Origin of the sequence: Paenibacillus sp. FSL R5-0345, assembly GCF_000758585.1 — a bacterium.
Lineage (GTDB): Bacteria > Bacillota > Bacilli > Paenibacillales > Paenibacillaceae > Paenibacillus_AQ.
Map to the genome: position 1 here is coordinate 1,177,995 of NZ_CP009281.1, position 22,272 is coordinate 1,200,266.

Here is a 22,272-nt window from a genome sequence, read left to right on the forward strand (position 1 = left end):
ACTCCCTTATTATTTAGCTAGAAGCCCAGCCAGCACATCTGGATGATCTGTAATAATACCTGATACTCCAGCTTCGATTAAAGCCTTCATCCGCTCTGGATCATTAACAGTCCAAGGATGATAAGCGATGCCATGTTTAGCTGCTTCTTCGACAAATTCAGGAAGTACCGCTTGATGATAAGCATGTAGTGCGTTTGCGCCAAGCGTAGCTGCATAATCCCAAGGACGATACAGACCTTCCCCGTATAGAATTCCTGTCTTGATCTCAGGTGCGATCGTTTTACTGTGAGCTAGTGAATAATGGTTGAAGCTCGAAAAAATCACGCGATCGCTCATCTTGAAATCCCGTACAGCCGCGATAACCTTTTCCTCCATACCCGGGTAAAAGAAAGTACCATTTTTAAACTCGATATTTAGTACTGTATCTCGTCCTTGCAGCAGATCTAACAAATCCTCCAGCATCGGAATGCGCTCAGCTTTAAATTCGGGACTGAACCAAGAGCCCGCGTCCACTTCCAAAATTTCTGCAAGGGTCTTATCCTTCACATAGCCGCTTCCGCTTGTCGTACGGTTTAGAGTTTCATCATGAATAAGAACAAGTCCGCCATCTTTGGTCATTTGTACATCGGTTTCAATACCGGTTGCACCTAACTCAAGACCTTTGCGGAACGCTGCCATAGTATTTTCCGGACACACTGCCGATGCGCCGCGATGCGCAAAATTAATAATGTTTTTCATCAGCTATTCATCCCTCCAACTAAGTGTTTGCTGTCGCCCTGTAGACGAGGGCTACTGTTCATATTCCACACAGAGTAAAGAAACCCTGTTAAGAAATGCTGACAGGGTTCTTTTTCTTGAAATTTAACACACAGTTAACCGTACTGTTGTTTTCGGTTCAATGGTTCATAGCGCCATAAGGGATTCGTTCCAGCAGACCTGATCCATAGATGTTTTGCAGCTTCAGCTCTGGCATATGAATATAACCGATATAACAGTCGCACACCTTCATTCGGCAGCTTCTTATAGCGGATAGACCCTCCAAGCCATCGCGGTAGAGATTGCCAATAACACCTCTGTCCTTATAACAGCGTTTCACCAGTCCAGCACCTTGTACATAAAAGACTTCATTACCAGCATTGCAGGTTTGACCAAGACTTTCGTAATCCATAGCATTCACAGCAAAATGCGGATCAATCTTGCTCAGAAAGGAAAGATCCTCGGCTGTATAGTAATCCGGTTTATCTTTATAAGCATTGACCCACAGATATACACGCTCCGGTAATGCTGCGCGAAGCGAAGCTATCGCTGGAAAGGCGCTGCGAATCCCAACGCTCCCTACACTGAAGGGCACTTCATTCTCGTACAAGGTCATGCATTGCGTTAGAAACTTATCCTCGCTCACTTGCCCGGGGTGGTAAGTAGCCCAAAAGGCAACCTTGCTTCGATTCAGCTTTTGGACGAAATCAAGATTTGCCGAAAGGTTCGTTTGAATCGCTACCTTCTCCACATGCTCCATATTGGAGAGCGTGATCATCGCTTCTTTGTACCAGCGGTGAATCAGTCCTTCGCCGTAAGGATTGAAAAAGATAGACAGCCGATGACCCGCTGCACCTTGCAAAGAGGCCCACTCGACAAAGGTCTCCAGACCTTGTCGATCCTTCGCGAGAGTAGCTGCGCTGTCTCTTGTTTTGCCGAAAGGGCAGTACGGGCAGTCATAGTTGCAGGAGGTGAGAGAGCCGCGGTAGTAGAGGACCGCATTCATGGCAATACGAACCTTTCCATCTGCGCTCGAATCTCTCCTGAAATAAACCAATCACCGATGGAATCGGAGTAGCCCATACCTTCGGTAGTAAGGTGCAGTACGCCGTCTGCTTCCTTCCCTAAGCCGGTATGAAGCAGGCGCGACAGTTCAGGATAATCATCCCAGAGTGAATTTCCGAAGCGCAGGTTGTAATCTTCAATCCTCAGACCTTCGCTATGTAAAATCGCCTTCAGAATAAAGCGGCGCTTCTGTTCTTCCAGACTTAGCACAATTCCGTAATCTGCCGTATCGTAACGATCTGTATTGACGTAATCGGCAATAATGCTCTCGGTTGCTTTACGGCTCACCCCATAACGGGAAGCGTAATGCACATTGCGAGTATAGGATCTAGCCCCGCAGCCCAGCCCGACCATTCCTTCTTCCTGACAGCTATAGTCAAGAATGGGTTTATCCGTTCCTGCGGTTTCCTTGGCGAAACGCCGCATGGAATATTGATGGTAACCTCTGGCATTAAGCAGTTGCCCAGCTGCTTTGTAGCAGTCTAGGCGAATATCCTCCTGACGCTGGATATCACCTGGCTTCACAATCGTATGCTCACGCGTGTAGAGCGGATAAATAAAGATTTCCTCTGGATCATGGCTAAGCGCCTGATTTAGCGAATACAGCCAAGAGTCGACGGTCTGCCCCGGAAGCCCGTAAATCAGATCCAAATTTAGAATGGGAAAATCATATTTCCCCAGTAGCTCCAGCGCCCGATATACCACATCCGGATTCTGCGGGCGATAAATGGCCGCTGATTCAGCAGCGACAAAGCTTTGGATGCCCATGCTTACCCGATCCACCGTATATTCTTTTAGAATATTCAGCTTCTCTTCGGTAATGGTCTCCGGTGAAGTTTCCACTGAGATGGAGGCTGTATTCGTATCCAGTCCCATCGTATCTACGGCAATGTGGAATAAACGGCGCAGTTGATCTGCCGCCAGTAATGTAGGTGTTCCACCACCAATCGCAAAACGGGCATACGGTTTATGTCTGGTGAATGCAGCCCACTGCTTGGCCTGACGTTCTAGCGCGTCTACGTATGTAGCGTGAACATTCGCGCGTTTATCAGGCAAGGTGAACAGGTTGCAGAATCCACAACGAGCACCGCAAAACGGTATATGCATATATAGAAAAAAGGATTCTGCAGGCTCATCTTGCCATAAGGATTCTAGTGGAATCGGCGGCTGTAGATCCCTGTAAGCTGTTTTGTGTGGATAGGAATACAGATAAGATCGGTAAGGGTGAGCAGTAATGTTTTCTTTCCATTGGTGAAGCTCTTCTAAAGAGAAGGACGATAACGTCATAACAGTTCTCCATCCTTTCCTTTTCCTTGAGATATAATAAAGTATAAGTTTCACACTATACTTTATTGTCTTATATTTCTCGCATAAACGCTTACCGTCCTTATAAGGACGTCGAAGGCGTTTATGCTTTATAAAATAAATTCCCGGTAAGGGACGTTCCATACGGTCTCGTGAGCCAAGCGATGCCCCTGATAGCCATCTTCACCATAGGCGGTTCCATGATCAGAAAACGCCAGACAGAAGGTAGGATTGCCACGTTCCCGGAAGGCATCGAATAATCGGCCCAGTTCACCATCCACATATCGGAGTGCGGCGCGCTGGCTGTCTACGGAGTCCTTTTTAGCACCGGGTATAAAATAATGGTTCGGTCCGTGAATGGCAGAGACGTTGAGGAACATGAACAGTCTTTGCTCGCTTGGAGTATCCTTTAGCAGCTTTAAGGCATGGTTCACCTGATGCTCTGTGGAACGCGGATTGGTGACCCCGAACGTCATCCGCCAGTAGCTGTGCTGGAAATAGCTTGGTAGCACACGGGCGAGTGGATTTTTTTTGGTGAAAAAAATAACCCCCCCAATACAAATCGTACGGTAGCCCTCGGCAGCAAGCCCGGATACGATATCGGGTGTATCGAACAGCCAGGTATGGGGATGCGTCTTCATTCCGGTGTTTCGGGAATGGAACATGCGGATATGTTCTTTCTTATCCGTTGTGGCTGGAGTAGGCAAGAAGCCGCCGAAGAAGGCATGATGAGCGGCATAGGTAAAGCTGCCTGGGGTATGTCTTTTCTCCCATGATCCGGTTCCGCACAAGTTCGGGCAGTTCGCTTCTTCCATAACAGCAGCATCATAACGAAGCGTATCGAGTGTGATCATAAGAATGTCATGAGTGCCGACGATGGTGTTCATATCCATTAAGATAATCCTTCCTTTATAAGCGGTGTGGAGGGAGGCGTGATATAGTCTCTAGCCGACAATACCTTCATCTCCCATTCGTAGGTGCTGCAGCCGCGGTATTTCACATCGTAAAGCAAGTCGCCAAATGGATTGACATCCGCGACAAAACATTGCTGTGAACCCCCGGATACCAGGACATCAATTCCGGCTACCCCGGAACTGGGAAAAGCAGCCAGTGCTTGCACAGCGGTATTCTGCACCTGCTCCTGTACGGATTCAGACAGCCCGGCTTCCGAAAGAGACATCCGCTGGTTGCGTAAATGCAGATTCGTAATTGGTGTAGGGCTGACCCGAGCAACCGCGTGGCAGGCCTCGCGGAGAACGACTAGCTGGCGAATATCGAATGCTTTTCCCTTAAGCCCCGCTTTAGGGATCCATTGCTCAGCATAAGCACCGTGCTGGTAGATCCAGTTCACAATTCCCGAGATTGTGGCGGTATCAGTGTACCGTCGCAGTGTACCAGAATTATAGTAAATGGGTGGTCGAGTGATGTAATTCTCGACCCCCACTGTTGTTAAGGCAATTTCGGCACCCGTCACGGGATGGATCTGATAGGCGATCACTCCAGAAGCGGCAGAGCCGAAGGCCAGCTTAATGAATACCCGGTGCATGCGCCGGGATAACATCATCTCCCGGAGAGAGTCATAATCCGTAGGCTGCTGATCTTCACCTAATGGGCGAGGGATTGGAATCCCCGCCTTACTCAGAATCTGTTGAGTCTGGCGTTTATCGGTCATAGCCGCTATCTCGGCAGGGTCATTTAACCATAACGAACCCGGACATGCGGTTTTGGCTTCGCGCTGTAGTCTAGCCAGCATTCGGCAGTAGCCGCGGAACCATTGGGATGGATGATGCAGGACACCTTGCATGTCCTTCAATTGACGGGCTACCTTCACGCGGAGTGGCCGCGGATCAGGTCTATCGGCGTAGGGGTGAAGCGAATCGTCCATATCATCCGAATCCGGCGCACCCAAAGCGATTAAGGCTCGTTCTATCTCGAAGCTGCTGCCAGGTGATTCCAGTCTCAGTAAGGGAGGAGCTGCATTGAGATCTATTCCGTTATAAACGGAGGGCTGACTGGATAACGGCTTCTGCTGCTCCTCCATAAGATCACTTAACGATCTACCTTGCAGAAACTCAGCGTACGATAAAATGATGGCAGGAGGCATTCCGAGATCGGAACGCGCTTGCTGGATGCCGCTAGTCCGTTTATCACCAGGAATACCGATAACAATCATCGGCCTCATGAGGGGCTCACTCTGTGATGGAAGGATAACGCCAGTCTTCCTCATCATCGCTTTCCTGCTTGTCGCTTACATCAACAGGTAATCCACTCTTCTGCCAGCGGTTAATCATTTCGTCAGACATATAATGATGGCTAAGGTTTAATGCTTTCAGTCCTTTGATTCGATCGCTGGCGAGAAGTAATTCAGCACCTTCGTCGCTAAGGGTACCAAGTGACAGATCGAGCGTATCCAGTTGATCCAGAATAGGAGCGTCTGCTAATGCACCTGCGATCTCATCTTGAATCTGGCTGTTTTTTAAACCAAGATAAGTAAGTTTAGGGAACTTTCCTACTTCTATAATAGGGAGAAGATCTGCGAGACTGCCGTCAAATCCGTAATCTTCTACGCCTAGATATAGCTCCAGCTTGCGCAAATTCGGCAATTGGCTAGTTGCAATATGTTCAAGAACAGTTGTGCTTAAGCCTCCACTTATAATAATCAGTTCTTCTAGCTTGTCGTGTTTTAGTTCTGAGAGACTCAGCTCATTCCCACCTTGAATCGTGAGTGATTGCAGCTCTGGAAAAGCGGGGAGCAGCGGTGATAGATCGCTTTGGGTAATCCAAGAAATCTCACATTCCTCAGAGCTCATCTCGCCTATGAAAAGCTTGCGTAAAGCAGGGAAGCTAGCACTATGCGTAACGAGTGCCTCTACAACCTCTTCGGAACCATTCTCGTAAGCTTGGCCCCAATCGCCGATAATTAGGCTGGTCAGCGAAGAACTTTCAGAGCTGCTGCTAAGCTTCTCAATTTCTGTGCCGATTCTTTGGCCTTCCTCAAATTCGTCGTATCCGATGCTAAGCTTTACTTCCGTCATGGGCATTCCCTCCCGGAAAAATTTAACTTCGGAAATACCCTATCATCTGTAGGCGAGGGAGTCAAATCACAGGTGAAAATAATTATAGTCAAATTCGTCATGTCATTGTGCTAAGAATTTATGGTAGGTTTATGCTAGGGAGAATTACATTATTGAAGGAGCTGCTCTGATGAAGATCAAACTTCAGGAATGGATAATAGAAGCGGATATTGCAAAGCTGCAAGCGGCTATGGAAGCAGGCGTAGTCAGTTCAGAAGATTTGGTAGTAGCCTATTTGGAACGGATTCATAAGTACGATATAGACATAAACGCAATCTTAGAAATCAATCCAGAGGCTAAAGACATCGCGAGAACACTGGATATTGAACGTAAGGAACAAGGAAGTCGGGGAAGTCTACACGGCATTCCTATATTGTTGAAGGATAATATAGATACCGCGGATAAAATGCATACGAGTGCTGGGTCAGTAGCTTTAGCAGGATCATTTGCGGCAAAAGATTCCTTCGTAGCTGCGAAGCTCCGGTCAGCAGGAGCTGTTTTGCTTGGAAAGGCGAATATGTCGGAGTGGTCTAACTTTATGTCTAGTTCAATGCCGGCTGGGTATAGCTCACGAGGTGGTCTAGTACTTAATCCATATGGGCCAGGGAATGTATTTGTCAGTGGTTCAAGTTCTGGACCTGCAGCAGCTATTGCGGCGAATTTGGCAGCAGCCTCGATCGGAACGGAAACCGCGGGATCAATTGTTGGGCCAGCCTGTCAGCATGCTCTCATCGGGATCAAACCAACGGTCGGATTAGTCAGTCGTACTGGAGTGATTCCTATTTCAGTTAGCCAAGACACTCCTGGACCTATTGCTAAAACGGTTACGGATGCGGCGATTATTTTGGGGGCATTAACGGGAGTGGATGACAGGGATGAAGCAACATTATCGAGCGAGAAGCATGCTTTTACGGACTATACTCCATTTCTAGATAAAAGCTTTATACGGCAAGCAAGAATAGGCGTTCCACGGCACTATTATAACCATTTAGATGCAGAGCGACTTTCAATTATGGAAACAGCTATCCAGACTTTGAAGAACGAAGGGGCTACGATAATAGATCCGGTTACGCTTTACGTTGAACAACAAAACTGGAATAATGATGTAATCTGTTATGAATTTAAAAAGGGGCTCAACGCGTATTTATCTGGGGTAGATGATTCCGTTCCGATTCACTCTTTGCAGCAATTGATAGCGTATAATGAAAGACATGCTGAAATCGCATTACAATTTGGGCAAGATACATTAACTAGGTCAGAGGGTATAACTTTAACCGAAGAAGAATATCAGCAAAAGAAACAAGAATACAGAGAGCTAGCACTTGAGCAAGGCATAGATTATGTGTTGGAGCAATATAGCTTGGATGCATTATTACTGCCTGGAGATGTAGATGGTATGTATATTGCAGCACGCTTGGGGTATCCGTTAATTACCGTTCCGGCAGGATTTGTAGCTCAGGGCATTATTGATTCCGACGGTGACCCAACTCGGGGGCCCTTTGGGGTAGTTTTTTCCGGAAAAGCCTATAGTGAGCCTACGCTCCTATCCATAGCCTACGGGTTTGAACAAGCTACGCAGCATCGTGTTCCACCGCAATTGGAATAGGTATTGACTACTTTATTATAGAAGGAAGAGATCAGCTTGAAATATTGCCTAGAATGTGGAACAGCGTTAGTAATGAAAGAAAGCGATGGGGAAGGACAGGTACCTTATTGTAATGCATGCGAAATGTTCAGATTCCCTATTTTTAGCACGGCGATCAGTACAGCAGTATTAAATCAGGATATGAATAAGATTCTATTGATCCAGCAGTATAACCGACCAGATTATATATTGCTTGCAGGGTACGTGAATAAAGGTGAAGATGCGGAAACCACACTTATTCGTGAAGTAAAAGAAGAGGTAGGAATTGATATTGTAGCCTATGAATATATGCGCAGCTTATATTTCGCACCTTCTAATACGCTAATGCTGAATTTTATAGGTGTTGCAGATTCGGAGGACTTAAGTCAGATGAGTGCTGAGGTTGATCATGCAGAATGGTTTACCTTGGAAGAGGCCGCCAGAGCCATTAAAAAGAATAGTCTAGCCGAAACCTTCCTGTTGGCGATTATTGAAAAATTGCATGCAGATCAGGTACAGGTAAATCCGGTGTCGGTAGGAGGAACAGTGTAAGATGATAGTATATAGCTTTGCCAAAGAAGCTGGTAAATCTATTGATGCGTTCGGAAGCCAGCAGCTTTATATGTCGAGAATACTGACAGAGGCGGTTTCTCCGCATGTGGGTTGTATGCACTTGGGTGTGAATGGACTTGTTGGCTGGCATCAGGCTCCGGTTCCACAGCTATTTCTTGTCGTTAGCGGAGAAGGCTGGGTCAGAGCAGGGGAAGAAACAGAGCTTTCAGTTAGCGCTGGCTCAGCTGTGTATTGGGACAAGGGCGAGTGGCATGAGACACGCACAGAGACAGGACTAACAGCGATAGTAATCGAAGCAGAGAATATGAGTTTGGCGATGCCAATTGTGCAGGAGATTCTTGAGCGGAGGTAAAACAATGTTTAATCAAGAGAAAAGAACAATTACGACCGAAAGATTGATACTGAGACCCTTTGAATTATCTGATGCAAAACGTGTCTCTGACCTCTGCAATAATTATAATATCTACAAAAGTACGTTGACTCTACCTTATCCTTACACTATCGAATGTGCAATATCCTGGATTGAAGCTCATGAAGAGAATTTTATCAATAATATGTATTATGAGTTTGCCATTACTGATAAGAGTACAAACGAGCTTTATGGAGCTATAGGACTGACAAATAAGCAAGCATACAGAAATGGTGAAGTAGGATATTGGATCGGTGAGGAATATTGGGGGAAAGGATACGCGACTGAAGCAGCAAAAGCGATCATTGCGTTTGCTTTTTCAGAAAAGCATTATCATAAAGTATTTGCAAGACACTTTGCTTCAAATCCCGGCTCTGGGCGAGTGATGCAAAAATGTGGAATGGTGGAGGAAGGCATTTTATTGCAGCATATCTATAAAGAAAATAAATATGATGACCTAATTCATTATGGGATTATAAATACTGAAGGTTAGGCTACATAAGATGGATTTTTAAAGTTTTTACAAGCAAATAAAACAAAAAGGAGCCGAGTGGCTCCTTTTTGCTGTGCAATAAGGGCTATACAAATTGTTATTTGGATTTATTGCGATAGGTGCGCGGCGTTGTACCGACGATCTTTTTAAAAGCACGACCAAAATAGGAGAAACTGTTAAAACCCACGGCTTCCGAGATTTCTGTGATCGGCATGCTAGTATTTGTGAGCAGCCGCTTGGCGTGATGAATCCGTGTTTGGATTAGAAAATCGGTTATAGTCAGACCAATCGTTTTTTTGAACAAATGACACAGATAATACGGATTGATATATAAATCCTGTGCAAGCTTTTCGAGCGAAATATCCGTGGTGAAGTTTTTGGATAAATATTTTACCGCTTCTTCGATTTTGACATTGATTGTATTTCTCTCAATGGGCTCAAGACCATGCTCTTCTCCGTTAAACACAAGGCGGTGTATTTCAAGTAGCATCTCATTGAGGTAAATTCGCATAGCCAAAAAGTCACCAGTATTCAGCTTTACATATTCTTCTTGCAGTCGATCTAGGAGATATTCGAAATGACGCAGACGTTCACCGCTCATTCGTATATGCCTATGCTGGTTACTGCGGTCAAACATACGAAGAAATCGTTGCTGAATTTCAGAATCCAGGAGTTCAGGGAGAAAGTGGATGGCGGTACGTGTGCTGGGTACTTGCAGCTTAGGCGAACTTTTATGAGATTCTAGGGAGCTTATCAGAATCAAGTCGTTGCCTTCAAGCGGATAGATATTTTCTTCTATTAAAAAATAACCACTGCCTTCGTGAAACATATAGATCTCAAATCCGGCATGGGAATGGAAGTTCATGTAAAAGGTTTGTTCAGTTTCTCTATACTTCATATGAATGGGTAGTTCTTGCAATTTATTGTTCACGAAAACGTCAGTCGATTGGTAAGTTCGGTCTTCCATACTCCACTCCTCCTGTATTAGAATGCGCTTTCATACATCATATAGGCTCGTAATCAATAAAGCAATATCGGTATGGTTTTACGCAATTCATCGAGAGAATTGCATCCGTTTTCATAATATACTTGGATTCAGGCCGCTAATAGCGCCGTTGGGAGGTGGCGATATATTGTATGGCGGTATTCAACCAGAGGAGTGGAATTAAGGAAATGATTATTGAAATGAATGAACAAATAAGACATGCCGCTGATCGTGTGTATCGATATATGACGGAAAGCAGATCGACCGATTGGGGAATGAACATCAATGAATGGGACTGGGTCCCTGGTGTAGGTACGATGGCATTGCTGCATTATTACGAGAAGACGGGAAACCAGGAAGTTCTTGATTATTTAATTAGATGGGTCGAAAGAAATCAAGAAAAAGCAGGACGTACGAAAGTTATTAATTCGATGGCGCCGTTCGCCATTTTTCCCAGGCTGTATGAATTAACCAAAGAAACGTATTATTTGGACCAAGCGAAACAAATCTCTCAGTGGATGGTACGAGAGGCTCCGCGAACGCGAGAAGGTGCATTTGAGCATACCGTCACGGAGAAAGGTAGCTTCCCAGAGCAGGTATGGGCAGATACAATGTTTATGGCTGTACTACTGCTTGCCCGCACAGCGAAATTAACGCAAGATTCGGATCTTGCAAAACAGGCTTTGGAGCAGGTCAGCTTGCATATGCGGTTGCTGCAGGACGAAGTGACCGGGGTTCTATTTCACGGCTGGAACAGTGCCGAGAGAAATCATTTATCCGCTGCCAGATGGACGCGGGCGAATGCATGGGTTTGTATAGCCGTACCTGAAATCTTGCAGGACATCGTAGGACTAGTCACGATCCCGTCTGATATAAGGTCTAGCTACAAGCGCATGATGGATGGCTTGATCGAATACCAAAGCAGCAACGGTCTATGGCACACGGTAATGGACCGGACAGACTTTTACCAGGAAACGTCGGGAAGCGCGGGTATTGCCTGCGGAATACTGCTGGCTATCCGTACAGGTCTGTTGGAAGAAACCTATGGAGTACACGTGTTAAAAGCTTTAAAGGGTGTTTTGAGATGTATTAATACTGCCGGAGAAGTGAGCAGTGTTTCCGGAGGGACACCGATCATGCCGACCATCGAGGCGTATCAAACGATTGAGCGTATACCGACCTTGTATGGTCAAGGGCTTGTGTTGATGCTGTTTTCGGAGTGCTTCGGAAATGAGTAAACGAAAGCTATTTTTTGTTCTGGAGGGTTAGGTATGAACTTACAAAAGTCAGCGTCACCTCTGACCAGCCCCCGAAAGGGATCGATATTGCGCAGCATGTATCGCTATCGCAGGTTGTATGTGCTCGCGCTTCCCGGCATCATATATTTTATTATTTTTCATTATGTGCCAATGTGGGGCGTGTTGATCGCGTTTCAAGATTACAGTCCGTTTCAGGGTTTTTTTGGAAGTGATTGGGTCGGGTTTAAACATTTTATTGACTTCTTTCAAGGGGACAATTTTATCAGGTTGCTAAGTAATACACTCGTGATCAGTGTGCTGAAGCTTATCTTTTTCTTTCCTGCACCGATTGTACTGGCGCTTTTACTGAATGAGGTTCGGAATGCACTTTACAAGCGATGGGTACAAACGATCGTCTATTTACCTCACTTCTTATCGTGGGTCATCGTCATAGGGATCTATTCACTGATGTTTTCTTCAACGGGCTTCGTCAATGAACTTGTAGTCATGCTCGGAGGAACGGTCAAGAATTGGATGATGATGCCTGAGCTATTTAAAATAAGCATCGTACTCCAAAATATCTGGAAGGAAACAGGGTGGGGAACGATCATCTTTCTCGCTGCACTAAGCAGCGTATCACCTGAACTCTATGAAGCAGCGGTAATGGATGGGGCAAGCCGCTGGCGCCAGTTGTGGAACATCACGCTTCCTTCGATCCGCCCAACCATCATCATGATGCTGTTACTGCAGCTCGGCCATATCCTTAATGTCGGCTTCGAGCAAATCTTCTTGATGCTGAATCCGCTCGTTATGGATGTTGGTGATGTATTTCCTACTTTTGTGTACCGTGAGGGTATTCTTCAAGGGGACTTCAGCTTTGCCTCAGCGGCGGGTTTGTTCAACTCTCTGGTAGGACTCATCTTAATTCTGAGTGCAAACAAGCTGACCAAAAAACTGGGTGAAGAAGGAATATTCTAAAGAGGTGAAATTATGAGATTCAAAAGAACCCTTGGCGAAAGATTGTTTGACCGCTTGAACTATGTACTACTTGCCCTTGTGTCGGCTGCCATGCTGCTACCCTTTGTCAATGTGCTTGCTTCGTCGCTCTCTACCGGGGTTGGGCTGAGCAGAGGGGGTCTTGTTCTCTGGCCGCGTGGCTGGTCACTGGAGGCATACAGCTATATTTTCAAACAAGGGGATTTAATTCGGGCTTTGGGCGTTACCATCTTTATCACCGTAGTAGGAACAGCACTAAATCTAATCGTTACATTTACCCTCGCGTATGCACTATCGAAATCGCATTTGCCGTTCCGTAATCCGATGCTTATGATGGTATTCTTTACTACACTATTTAGTGGCGGGATGATTCCAACATTTATTCTAGTTAAAGATCTGGGGATGCTGGACAGTCTTTGGTCGCTTATCATTCCCGGAGCGGCAAGTGCATTTAACATCATTATCGTAAAATCGTTCATGCAGACGATTCCAGATGGGCTCGAAGAGTCAGCGACGATTGACGGATGTACGGAATTCGGTACCTTTTTCCGCATTGTGATTCCGGTGTCTATGCCAATCATTGCGACCATGATCCTGTTTTACGCCGTCGGACATTGGAATGAATTTTTTCAAGCGATATTGTATATCAACAACCCACTCAAATGGCCTATGCAAGTGTTCTTGCGCCAAGTGCTTCTGGTATTGAGTTCATCGGAGCTTAACGCTTCTATGATTGATCAGGATCAAATGATGCAGCTGGCTGAACCTATCAAGATGGCGATGATCATTGTGGCTACAGCACCGATTGTTATTGTTTATCCTTTTTTACAAAAGTATTTCGTGAAGGGTGTCATGATCGGTTCAATCAAAGGGTAGATTTCCCCTCGATAATTAAAGTAAGCGATTTATTCCAAGGAGGAATATCAAATGAAAATGCTGTCTAGAAAAAATGCTTATACCTGCTTCACTGCCCTGATTGGGGGAACGCTCATCTTGTCTGGCTGTGGCAATTCGAAGGGAGGTAGTTCTGAGGGAACTGCCAATGCTCCATCCAAGCCAGTACCGATTGAATTCTCGATGAACGTGAACACGGTTCCAGATGTTAATAACAATGAAGGGATCAAATGGTTGAATGAAAAGTTCAATATGGATCTAAAATTCACACCGATTCCAAACTCTAATTTTAAGGAAAAATTCAATGCGATGGTCGCTTCTGGCTCGATGCCTGATGTATTTACCTTTAATTTCGATGCAACCGCGATCAAGCTCATCAAGCAAGGAGCCGTCGCTCCGCTCGACGAGTACATTTCGGAGTATCCGAATTTGAAATATACCCAGCTTCATTATGATAATGTCAGCTATGATGGGAAGGTTTATGGTATTCCTATTGCACGCTCATTGCTTGCTGCTCCAAACGCGCCGCTGATCCGCCAAGATTGGCTGGATAAATTGAACTTGCCTGTTCCGAAGACATTGGATGAGCTGTACGCTACCATGCAGGCGATGACAAATAATGACCCGGACGGCAACGGGAAGAAGGATACGTATGGGCTGCAGCTTGGTGAAATTACTGGTCGAGCAGGCGATTTCAATGGACGGGAATTTTGGGGAACAGGCGACCTGTTATACAGTTTCGGTCTTGATGGCTCGGGCTGGGTGCTGAAGGATGGTCAGCTTGTTATGAACGAAGCGATGCCTGAATATAAAGTTTATCTGGATTGGCTGAAAAAAGCTGTCAGCGAAGGCTTGGTTGATCCTGATTTCGTCTTGAACCAAGCGAATGAGGCACAGGATAAATTTTTCAAAAACGGAAAAGGCGGAATTGCCTTCGACTTTGTTTCGATGATCCGTAATTTTACTTCGACCGTTCCAGTGACTACACCTGGGGCTAAGCTAACTGCATTTGAACCTCCGGTTGGACCTAATGGCGAAAGCGGAGTCGTATCTGGTCCGGGTAATGTAGGTGTCATCTTTATCAGTGCTGAGGCCGCGAAAGATAAGAATAAAGTGAAGACGATTCTGCAATGGCTTGACTACGGTCCGTCCATGGAAAATGGTTATGTTGTAGACGGTGTACAGAAATACAACAAATTGCAAAACTATGGGCTTGATGGCGTTACCTTCAAAACGAACAGTGACGGCAGTGTTGAAGTGACCGATAAGGATAAGCTGAAAAAACTTGGAGGCGGATACATTTTGCCAACTCAAGCACTTCCGAATCCGGAGAACACGAACTATACAAAAGATTCGGATGATCCTGAAACATTGGCACTGGAAATCGCTGCTAACGATATTTTGCTAAAGCATCTGAAAGTAAGCCCCATCGCCGGACTTCATTCCCCTACAGAACAAAACACTCCGGATATGTACATGGATCTTGTAAAAGCCAAAGTGAAATACGTCATGAGTCAATTGAGCTCTGAGGAATGGGACAACGCGCTTAAATCGTTCATGGACAAAGATGGTACAAAAGTGACGCAAGAATTTAATGAAGCACTGAAAAACGCTAAAAAATAAAGCTTCTCCCCCGGTTTCCGGGGGATATTTTCAAATTATCCTCTGTAAAGGAAGGGCAAGACATATGATGAATTCATCAATCCAACAAGTCTATAAAGATGTTATAGAGAAGCAGTGGAAGGATTTCGACAAGCAGTGGCTTGCACTTAAGACTAGGAGAGGCCCAGCCTACAATTATCATACTAATGTGCGCGACGCAGAGGTTCATTTGATTCGTGAATCGTTTTATTTTTCCTTATCTTTACTAGACCGCCAAGATGAGGGCGATGCCGAACTTGCGGCGCAAATGATCGGCTGTCTGCTCGACTTCCAGGAACTAGATAGAGAACACCCTTATTACGGAATTTGGCCTTATTATATGGAAGAATCAGTCGCCGATATGGCCTCTCCTGATCGCAATTGGGCTGACTTCTGTGGGAAAGCGCTCATTCAGGCCTATGTGGATCATGGCGATAAGTTGCCGGCTGAGCTACAGGGTCGAATTAAGAATTCACTGGAGGCAGCTGCTGAATTAATTAAAGAGCGCAATGTATTACCTTCGTATACGAATATTTGTATCATGGGGACTTACGTAGCACTGCTTGCAGGGGAATTGCTCGACAACAAGGACTTGTTCACTTACGGACGGAGTAAATTGAAGCTTCTGCATGAATATTGCACACTGCATGGTGCATTTACGGAGTACAATAGTCCGACTTATACCATTGTAGCGATTGAAGATTTGTCACTTATGCTCAGACATATACGGGACACAGCCAGTTTAGAGATGATCCGTGAGCTGCATGACATGGCGTGGGCTTCCATCGCTGAACATTATCATAGCACTACTGGACAATGGGCAGGACCCCATAGCCGATCATACGAAACGCTGCAAGGAAAGGGATTATTGTCATTCTTACAGCTTGCAGGGCAGGGACGTCTCCATTTCTTGGATGAGGATGAGCTGGAGATCAGCGCGCTTTGGGTGCGTGTCGGGTTAAATATGCCGGAACAGTATGTGTCTTATTTTAAGGAATCACGCGCTGCTTCATACTCGGAAAAGGTGATAGTTAAAGGAGCTATTCCGGTAGTTGCATCTTCTTACCTGACGCCTGAATTAGCGCTTGGTTCTTTCAACCATTGTGATCTGTGGAATCAGCGCAGACCACTGACCGCGTACTGGGGAGAGAGAGGGCATGCTTCCAGCCTGCGTTTCCGCTGTCTTCATGACCAATATGATTTTAGTTCTGGATTGCTACACACGGTTCAGCATCGTGGTATGCTGCTTGGCATCGCTCATTTCTGTGCGGATCATGGTGACAAACATTTTGTCTTGGACCCTATTCATGGAGTGGTTAAAGCTACTTCCTTACTCTTTCGATTTGAATTCGGTGGAGAACGAAGTCAGCTGGTGATGCCGGAGCAGATAGAAGCGGGCAAACCGCTGTTAATCCGTTCTCCATATGTAACGATAGGGCTTGTGTTTGAAGATTACCGTTTTGGAGCTTATATACCGCAGCTTCGCGTGATCGAAGAAGAAACAACAACCTCTCTGGAAATCATCCTATATGAAGGAGCAATTAAGGAGTTGAAGTTAACTGAACTAAAGGAAGCACATCTTGCGTTCGGATTAGTGGTTGAAAATGCGAATGGTTCAGAGGAAGAAATACTTGCTAAGCTTGCTGGTATAAGTACGGTAAACAAAGAGGGGCAGTTACAGCTTGCTTATGAGGATCCGTGCAAAAAGTTGGAATTACAGGTGCCAACTGGGGTATTGCCATTCCGTCAAACGATGGAGCAGGCTGCTGGAAGGATAGAAATTAAGCTCGAAGCGGGAGCGCCGATATGGTCGGTGTAAAAGGAGGAGCAGCTTCACGCTCGCTCCAACAAAAACATGTAAGTAAATATTAAGGTGTGGGAGGTCAACTATGAAGGATAGATTGAAACGAAACCCAAGCAAACGGTGGTACTCGCTGGTACTCACCATACTGCTTACAATCACTGCCGTTAGTCCGGCAGTGGAAGCTGTCGGGCTAACGACCATGACACAGGACACACCGATCTATTACGATAGGGTAGACAATGTCTATCCTGATTTGGCCAGAAGTGAAGTAATGCTGGACTTTTTTGAACAGAACCTAATTGCCAATCAGCAGCCTGATGGACGTTTTGACAATTATCCGCAAAAAGTATATGTCACAGGAGATACCTTAACCGCAGGAAACGTTACAGATAATTACGGTTTTGAGTCTGGCGCATCTGGCATAGCGGAAGGCTGGAGTATTATTGACGAAGCCGAAGGAGCACCAGAACAGGTAAGTGTCGCTTGGCAACAGGATGTTTCTGCGGCTCTGGAGGGTAAGAGTTACTTTGAAATGACAGCGCATTCATTTGGCAGTGCTGCGCTCGTACAGCATATAAGTAATCCGCTACATGTTTTGGTGGACTACACAAATCCCGCTGATGTAACGCTAAAGCCTGGCAGCCTGATGATTTTCAGCGCTTTTTATAAAGCGGATCAGGTTATGACAACACCACAAGGTCGGGGAATTTATGGCAAAGTGACATTTGTGGATCAGGGTGGTACCCCGATTGGAGACCCTTATGTGTTCAATGCTGCATCCAATGCTGCATCCAATGCGGTAGACTGGCAAGAGATTCGCGGGCTTGTGACGGTTCCTCCACAGCAGCCTGCTGGCATTATTGTGCAAGTAGGCTTGGATGAGAGTAAAGGAACCGTAATGTGGGATGGTGTCCGTCTGATGCGTGTGAACACATCGGTTGGAAGCGATCAGATTCCATATGCAACGAAAGGAACAGCAGCAGTTCCGAACGCCGGATTTGAATCGTCTGCTTCATGGATGCCGGTGACAGAAAGCGGATCGGTGGATTCCATAACACCGTCGGTCGCTGGAGGTTATAGTGGAAAGGGTGGCTGGATTGTGTCCTCATCCACCTCGGCTGTCGCTCTACTGAGCAATACGCTGTCCGCATCTGGTAACGGGACGCGGCAGTTTGGTGGGGATTATCGCATTTTCAACGTGAAGTACAAAACAGAACCGGGTTTTACCTCTACCGAAGAACATGGCGTAGAAGCTCGTCTTATCTATCTTAATCAAAGGAAGGAGCAAATCGGCAGCCAGAGCTTTTATGGAGATTCGACAGGGGGAGAGTGGATGGAGATCAATGGCGTCTTTGATACTCCATATCCCGTTTATTATGTGCGGATCGAACTGCGGAGCAATCATGCCCAAGGCACGGTAGTTTTTGATAATGTCTCATACATTGGTGTAGATCAACAGGCCAGCAGTACGGAGGCGGGCTTCGGCACGATAGGGCTGCTCGCTTTCAACTGGGTCCGCGGCGGCAAAACAGACGAGATGCTTGCCAAACGTGCTAGAGACGGACTTGATTTTTATTTAAATAGTAGAGTCACTGCAATCGATAATATTGCTAATGCAAGTAAGTTAATGCCCGGTCAGGCTAACAGTGGGGCAGCTTATGTTCCATACAGCGTAAGTGGTGCTACTACAGGTGCAGATTATCCAACGACAGCCTTTGGTCTGCATAACTTGGCTACGGCTATCGAGTATGGAGACGACTTGTTTACGCCACAGCAAATGGAGGACGCCAAGGAGAAAGCTTTGTCAATGTGGAATTGGCTCACTCGGGTAAGCCAATTCAATACACAGCAGTCTATGAACCAATCACTTGTCGCTTTGTTAGGTGGGATTCAGATGGCGAACCTGGTTCAAGATGATGCGTTGAAAAGAGAAATTCGCGATTATTATGCGGCAGGCATCGACGGCACAAATCTCCCGATAGTGTCTGGTGGCATGCGCAAGGCCGCGCGGCAAAATATCGATGGTTATGATATTTTTTACGAAGTTAATGGATTTGACGTGAGTTATGCGGGCGTTTCGTTAAGCGACTTAGCCGGTATTATGCAGGCTCTTCCCGATCAGGATGCTGGTTATGGTGATGTGAAGGAACTGCTATATCAGGATGGCTTGGAAATGGCGAACTATTTCAACATTCGCATGTCTGCGGATGGGTGGATTTTTGCGGGATCACGGCATAACGAGGGCGGCAGCTCAGCTTATAATATGGGGAACTTTTCAGGGCTTTCGTACTGGGGTCATGCACTGCAAGCGGATCTCGGTCGTTTTTTGATCAAATCGTTCGGCTCTCCTGTAATGTCATACGGGGATACAGCCAATTTGGGACATCTAGCGGTACATGGTCCGCTGCAAATGTACGAAACAATCAAGCGATATCCGTGGGATCGTACTCAGCAGCAGAAGCTGGAAGATAGCAGCATGCGCAAAGGAGAGGTATCGATTTATTTTAAAGCCGATTCCAAGCAGCCGCTTAATATTTCTGTATCCGGCACCGATTTCATGGAGAGCCTGCACGATACCGGAAAGGATGATCCCGATAAACCAGGCTTCCCAAAAATCGATCGGGTGAACGGTTGGTATGCAAAAGGGGCTGACGGAAACTGGAAATACGATGATATCAAACAGCTTACAGTGAGTCACGAGCTTCCTTCTTATTATGTACACCAAGATGAAGGTACGACAGCGAATGGAGTTAATTTGACGAAGCAATATTACATCACCGACGGCAAATCGTTATATAATCTTTTAGCGGTCCGGTTCGGATCTGCTCAAAGCTATTTATCACTTGGTGAACTGATCGGCTTGCCATATATGTCTGTACCAAATCGGGTGTATATTCCGGGGGAGAATGAGCTTGATCGGATTCGTATTAATGGTCTTTACGGCACGGACGGTACGCCACTGCTCGATTTAGCTCAGGATAGCGGTTCTGTATCAGCACCTGCTTTTGTGGCGGGGACGGCCAGAATTACCGGATTCCCGATGTTGAAGGCGGAGAATGCACCCGCTGGAGGAGCAGCCAAGCCGACATGGTTATCCACTGCAGATGAGGGGGCGCTAAGCACAGGATTTGTTACTACACCCGGAAAAATTATGGACGATTTGTATTCAAAAGCGTTATGGGATCCAACGAATGTTCGTTCTTCCGCGAACAACGGAAATATCGTTCAGTTCGCCAACAGCGATAAGATTACTGTTCAAGTAACGGACAGTACACTTCCTGTATCCTATAAAGAAGGAGACTGGGTCTACTTCGTTAGTAAAATCGAGCCTAATGCAGAGGCGTCCGGCTTTACAGTCAAATCAGTTGCGAAGTATACAGGACGAACGGACGTACTTCGTGTATTGATGATTGAAGATGAAGGGATGCAACTGGTGTTGTATGACGGGCACTCCCTGTTTATTGATAAAGCGGGGAAAGCAGCTTTAATTGATGGTCATCTCGTTCATGGATCAGGTTTGTCTTTGCTTAGGGGACAACTAGACCGTTCATTAGGAGACGATCCAGAACAATTTCCATATATATTAGATTTGAACGGGGACGGCCAAATTGATGCTGATGATTTGGAATTAATGTCAGTGAATCAACTTCAGACAGAGTAGTATCAAAAAAAGGAAGAAGTCGCGAGGACTTCTTCCTTATTTAAATTATTTAAGCTTATATACACGAGCTTCATAAGGACGAAGCTGAATTGTGTTTAGTTCTTCTTCTGGATTTATTTCGTAGTTGGCAATAAGCAATTCCTTCGCTTGGAATTTCACAGTAGAAGGAAGTTCGAAAGTCGTAGGCTCTCCGAAGAAATTCAATACAACCAGTAGCTGTTCTTCTCCAAGAGTACGTAGATAAGCGTATACCTGCTCATTCTCCTCGGCCAAGATTGTATAGTTTCCGTATACGATAATCTCATGCTGCTTACGCAGTTCAATTAGCTTCTTATAGTAGTGGAAAATAGAATCGGGATCAGCCAGTGCCTTCTCTACGTTGATATCTTTGTAGTTAGGGTTCACAGCCAACCACGGATTGCCGGTAGTGAAGCCTGCCTGCGGTTCCGAGTTCCATTGCATCGGCGTACGGCCATTGTCCCGACCTTTGATGTAAATGGAATTCATGATTTTTTCTTCCGAGTGTCCGGCAGCCAAGTATTCCTTATACATATTTACAATTTCAATATCCTTGTAGTCATCGATGGAAGCAAATTGAACATTTGTCATGCCGATTTCTTCACCTTGATAGATGTAAGGTGTACCTTGGAGCGTGTGAAGCAGTGTTGCTAGCATTTTGCCAGACTCTTTCGGGAACAGCTTATCATCACCAAAGCGGGATAGCATACGTGGCTGATCATGGTTGTTCATATACAAGCTGTTCCAACCCTTACCGTCGAGTGCGACTTGCCACTTGGAAATAATGGACTTAATGTCCGCCAGCTTCCAAGGCTGTACATTCCATTTACCTCCAGGACCGGAATCGACGTCCATGAGCTCGAAATGGAATACCATGTTCAGCTCGTTACGATCCTCGGAAACATACAGTGAAGCTTCTTCTGGAGTGACATTAACGGCTTCACCCACGGTCATGATATCGTACTTGGATAGCACCTCACGGTTCATTTCCTGCATATACTCATGTACGCGTGGACCGTTAACGAAATAGTCTCCACCGAAGTGGTACGTAGGCTGTTCTCCGTTACTTTCCCCAGAAACGCTAGGTAATTCCGGTACTTTGGAGATCAGGTTGATTACGTCCATGCGGAAGCCGTCAATTCCTTTATCCAGCCACCAGGTCATCATATCGTAGATTTCCTTGCGCAGCTTTGGATTTTCCCAATTTAGGTCCGGTTGTTTTCGTGAGAAGAGATGGAGGTAATATTCTTCTGACTTCTCATCGTATTCCCAAGCCGACCCACTGAAGAAGGAGCCCCAGTCGTTAGGCGGTTGTCCATCTTTTCCAGGACGCCAGATATAATAATCGCGATAAGGGTTATCCTGCGATTTGCGGGATTCCACGAACCAGGCGTGCTCATCTGAGGAATGGTTAACTACGAGATCCATAATCAGCTTCATACCGCGGCTGTGAAGTCCAGCTAACAGTTCCTCCCAATCGGAGAGTGTTCCGAAATCATCCATAATACTTTGATAATTACTGATATCATAACCGTTATCATCATTTGGCGACTGGTACACTGGGCATAGCCAGACCACGTCGACGCCAAGATGATTTAAATAATCGAGTTTCGAAATAATCCCTTGCAGATCACCAATGCCATCCCCGTTGCTGTCTTTGAAGCTGCGGGGGTAGATTTGATACACTACGCTTTCTTTCCACCATTTCTTTTCCAAGGTTATAATCTCCTGTCTCT

18 protein-coding genes are annotated in these 22,272 nt (G+C 45.9%); 10 read left to right on the forward strand and 8 right to left on the reverse strand.

From position 1 onward, the window contains the following. Positions 1 to 9 precede the first annotated feature (9 nt). The 6 genes from R50345_RS05155 to R50345_RS05180 all read right to left on the reverse strand — a co-directional run bounded on the left by R50345_RS05155 (position 10) and on the right by R50345_RS05180 (position 6,161). The gene (locus R50345_RS05155) at positions 10 to 738 is read right to left on the reverse strand and encodes a glycerophosphodiester phosphodiesterase (protein WP_042124663.1); all 729 of its coding nucleotides are present in this window, start codon (positions 736 to 738) and stop codon (positions 10 to 12) included. Positions 739 to 895: 157 nt separating this feature from the next. After that, on the reverse strand, positions 896 to 1,762 hold the full coding sequence (locus tag R50345_RS05160; protein WP_042124666.1) for an STM4011 family radical SAM protein: 867 nt from the start codon (positions 1,760 to 1,762) through the stop codon (positions 896 to 898). Further along, positions 1,759 to 3,108: an STM4012 family radical SAM protein gene (locus R50345_RS05165; RefSeq protein WP_042124667.1), complete on the reverse strand. Its 1,350-nt coding sequence runs from the start codon at positions 3,106 to 3,108 to the stop codon at positions 1,759 to 1,761. The genes R50345_RS05160 and R50345_RS05165 overlap by 4 nt, the downstream gene beginning before the upstream one ends. A 128-nt stretch (positions 3,109 to 3,236) precedes the next feature. Then, positions 3,237 to 4,019: an STM4013/SEN3800 family hydrolase gene (locus tag R50345_RS05170; RefSeq protein WP_042124668.1), complete on the reverse strand. Its 783-nt coding sequence runs from the start codon at positions 4,017 to 4,019 to the stop codon at positions 3,237 to 3,239. Continuing rightward, positions 4,019 to 5,356: an STM4014 family protein gene (locus R50345_RS05175; protein WP_231574051.1), complete on the reverse strand. Its 1,338-nt coding sequence runs from the start codon at positions 5,354 to 5,356 to the stop codon at positions 4,019 to 4,021. The genes R50345_RS05170 and R50345_RS05175 overlap by 1 nt, the downstream gene beginning before the upstream one ends. After that, positions 5,316 to 6,161, reverse strand: coding sequence for an STM4015 family protein (locus R50345_RS05180; RefSeq protein WP_042124670.1), 846 nt, complete (start codon positions 6,159 to 6,161; stop codon positions 5,316 to 5,318). Before R50345_RS05180 ends, R50345_RS05175 begins: the two co-directional genes overlap by 41 nt. A 169-nt stretch (positions 6,162 to 6,330) precedes the next feature. Here R50345_RS05180 and R50345_RS05185 point away from each other — a divergent pair, with 169 nt between their 5' ends. From R50345_RS05185 to R50345_RS05200, 4 genes are read left to right on the forward strand one after another with little or no spacing between them, the layout of a single operon-like run. Then, a complete protein-coding gene (locus tag R50345_RS05185) occupies positions 6,331 to 7,806 on the forward strand; it encodes an amidase family protein (RefSeq protein ID WP_036680384.1) in 1,476 nt (491 codons plus the stop codon). A gap of 36 nt (positions 7,807 to 7,842) precedes the next feature. Then, positions 7,843 to 8,376 carry an NAD(+) diphosphatase gene (locus tag R50345_RS05190; RefSeq protein ID WP_042124672.1) on the forward strand — a complete coding sequence of 178 codons (534 nt, stop codon included), beginning with the start codon at positions 7,843 to 7,845 and terminating at the stop codon, positions 8,374 to 8,376. 1 nt (position 8,377) lies between these two features. After that, positions 8,378 to 8,749 (forward strand): cupin domain-containing protein, encoded by a 372-nt coding sequence (locus R50345_RS05195; protein ID WP_036680386.1) that lies wholly within the window; start codon positions 8,378 to 8,380, stop codon positions 8,747 to 8,749. A 4-nt stretch (positions 8,750 to 8,753) separates the two neighbouring features. Continuing rightward, positions 8,754 to 9,299: a GNAT family N-acetyltransferase gene (locus tag R50345_RS05200; RefSeq protein ID WP_036680387.1), complete on the forward strand. Its 546-nt coding sequence runs from the start codon at positions 8,754 to 8,756 to the stop codon at positions 9,297 to 9,299. Between the two features lie 97 nt (positions 9,300 to 9,396). Here the strand turns inward: R50345_RS05200 and R50345_RS05205 are convergent, their stop codons facing one another. Beyond that, a complete protein-coding gene (locus R50345_RS05205; RefSeq protein ID WP_042124674.1) occupies positions 9,397 to 10,266 on the reverse strand; it encodes an AraC family transcriptional regulator in 870 nt (289 codons plus the stop codon). A 170-nt stretch (positions 10,267 to 10,436) separates the two neighbouring features. Between R50345_RS05205 and R50345_RS05210 the strand changes: the two genes are divergently transcribed. From R50345_RS05210 to R50345_RS05235, 6 genes are all read left to right on the forward strand, one after another. Further along, a complete protein-coding gene (locus R50345_RS05210) occupies positions 10,437 to 11,522 on the forward strand; it encodes a glycoside hydrolase family 88/105 protein (RefSeq protein ID WP_231574052.1) in 1,086 nt (361 codons plus the stop codon). A 33-nt stretch (positions 11,523 to 11,555) separates the two neighbouring features. Next, on the forward strand, positions 11,556 to 12,500 hold the full coding sequence (locus R50345_RS05215) for an ABC transporter permease (RefSeq protein ID WP_036680389.1): 945 nt from the start codon (positions 11,556 to 11,558) through the stop codon (positions 12,498 to 12,500). 12 nt (positions 12,501 to 12,512) lie between these two features. Then, positions 12,513 to 13,394 carry a carbohydrate ABC transporter permease gene (locus R50345_RS05220; protein ID WP_036680390.1) on the forward strand — a complete coding sequence of 294 codons (882 nt, stop codon included), beginning with the start codon at positions 12,513 to 12,515 and terminating at the stop codon, positions 13,392 to 13,394. Between the two features lie 51 nt (positions 13,395 to 13,445). Then, on the forward strand, positions 13,446 to 15,035 hold the full coding sequence (locus R50345_RS05225; protein ID WP_042124676.1) for an extracellular solute-binding protein: 1,590 nt from the start codon (positions 13,446 to 13,448) through the stop codon (positions 15,033 to 15,035). A gap of 64 nt (positions 15,036 to 15,099) precedes the next feature. Continuing rightward, positions 15,100 to 16,872: a DUF8769 domain-containing protein gene (locus R50345_RS05230; protein ID WP_036680394.1), complete on the forward strand. Its 1,773-nt coding sequence runs from the start codon at positions 15,100 to 15,102 to the stop codon at positions 16,870 to 16,872. A gap of 70 nt (positions 16,873 to 16,942) precedes the next feature. Beyond that, complete coding sequence (locus tag R50345_RS05235) at positions 16,943 to 20,518, forward strand: hypothetical protein (RefSeq protein ID WP_042124678.1); 3,576 nt, start codon at positions 16,943 to 16,945, stop codon at positions 20,516 to 20,518. A gap of 45 nt (positions 20,519 to 20,563) precedes the next feature. Here R50345_RS05235 and R50345_RS05240 read toward each other — a convergent pair whose 3' ends face one another. Next, entirely contained in the window at positions 20,564 to 22,252 is a 1,689-nt protein-coding gene (locus R50345_RS05240; protein WP_042124680.1) for a glycoside hydrolase family 13 protein, read from the reverse strand. Positions 22,253 to 22,272: the final 20 nt, after the last annotated feature.

Excerpts from the sequence above, each read along its gene's own strand:
- R50345_RS05155 (WP_042124663.1), bottom strand. The coding sequence starts at position 738 with ATGAAAAACATTATTAATTTTGCGCATCGCGGCGCATCGGCAGTGTGT.
- R50345_RS05160 (WP_042124666.1), bottom strand. The coding sequence starts at position 1,762 with ATGAATGCGGTCCTCTACTACCGCGGCTCTCTCACCTCCTGCAACTAT.
- R50345_RS05165 (WP_042124667.1), bottom strand. The coding sequence starts at position 3,108 with ATGACGTTATCGTCCTTCTCTTTAGAAGAGCTTCACCAATGGAAAGAA.
- R50345_RS05170 (WP_042124668.1), bottom strand. The coding sequence starts at position 4,019 with ATGGATATGAACACCATCGTCGGCACTCATGACATTCTTATGATCACA.
- R50345_RS05175 (WP_231574051.1), bottom strand. The coding sequence starts at position 5,356 with ATGATGAGGAAGACTGGCGTTATCCTTCCATCACAGAGTGAGCCCCTC.
- R50345_RS05180 (WP_042124670.1), bottom strand. The coding sequence starts at position 6,161 with ATGACGGAAGTAAAGCTTAGCATCGGATACGACGAATTTGAGGAAGGC.
- R50345_RS05185 (WP_036680384.1), top strand. The coding sequence starts at position 6,331 with ATGAAGATCAAACTTCAGGAATGGATAATAGAAGCGGATATTGCAAAG.
- R50345_RS05195 (WP_036680386.1), top strand. The coding sequence starts at position 8,378 with ATGATAGTATATAGCTTTGCCAAAGAAGCTGGTAAATCTATTGATGCG.
- R50345_RS05200 (WP_036680387.1), top strand. The coding sequence starts at position 8,754 with ATGTTTAATCAAGAGAAAAGAACAATTACGACCGAAAGATTGATACTG.
- R50345_RS05205 (WP_042124674.1), bottom strand. The coding sequence starts at position 10,266 with ATGGAAGACCGAACTTACCAATCGACTGACGTTTTCGTGAACAATAAA.
- R50345_RS05210 (WP_231574052.1), top strand. The coding sequence starts at position 10,437 with ATGGCGGTATTCAACCAGAGGAGTGGAATTAAGGAAATGATTATTGAA.
- R50345_RS05215 (WP_036680389.1), top strand. The coding sequence starts at position 11,556 with ATGAACTTACAAAAGTCAGCGTCACCTCTGACCAGCCCCCGAAAGGGA.
- R50345_RS05220 (WP_036680390.1), top strand. The coding sequence starts at position 12,513 with ATGAGATTCAAAAGAACCCTTGGCGAAAGATTGTTTGACCGCTTGAAC.
- R50345_RS05225 (WP_042124676.1), top strand. The coding sequence starts at position 13,446 with ATGAAAATGCTGTCTAGAAAAAATGCTTATACCTGCTTCACTGCCCTG.
- R50345_RS05230 (WP_036680394.1), top strand. The coding sequence starts at position 15,100 with ATGATGAATTCATCAATCCAACAAGTCTATAAAGATGTTATAGAGAAG.
- R50345_RS05235 (WP_042124678.1), top strand. The coding sequence starts at position 16,943 with ATGAAGGATAGATTGAAACGAAACCCAAGCAAACGGTGGTACTCGCTG.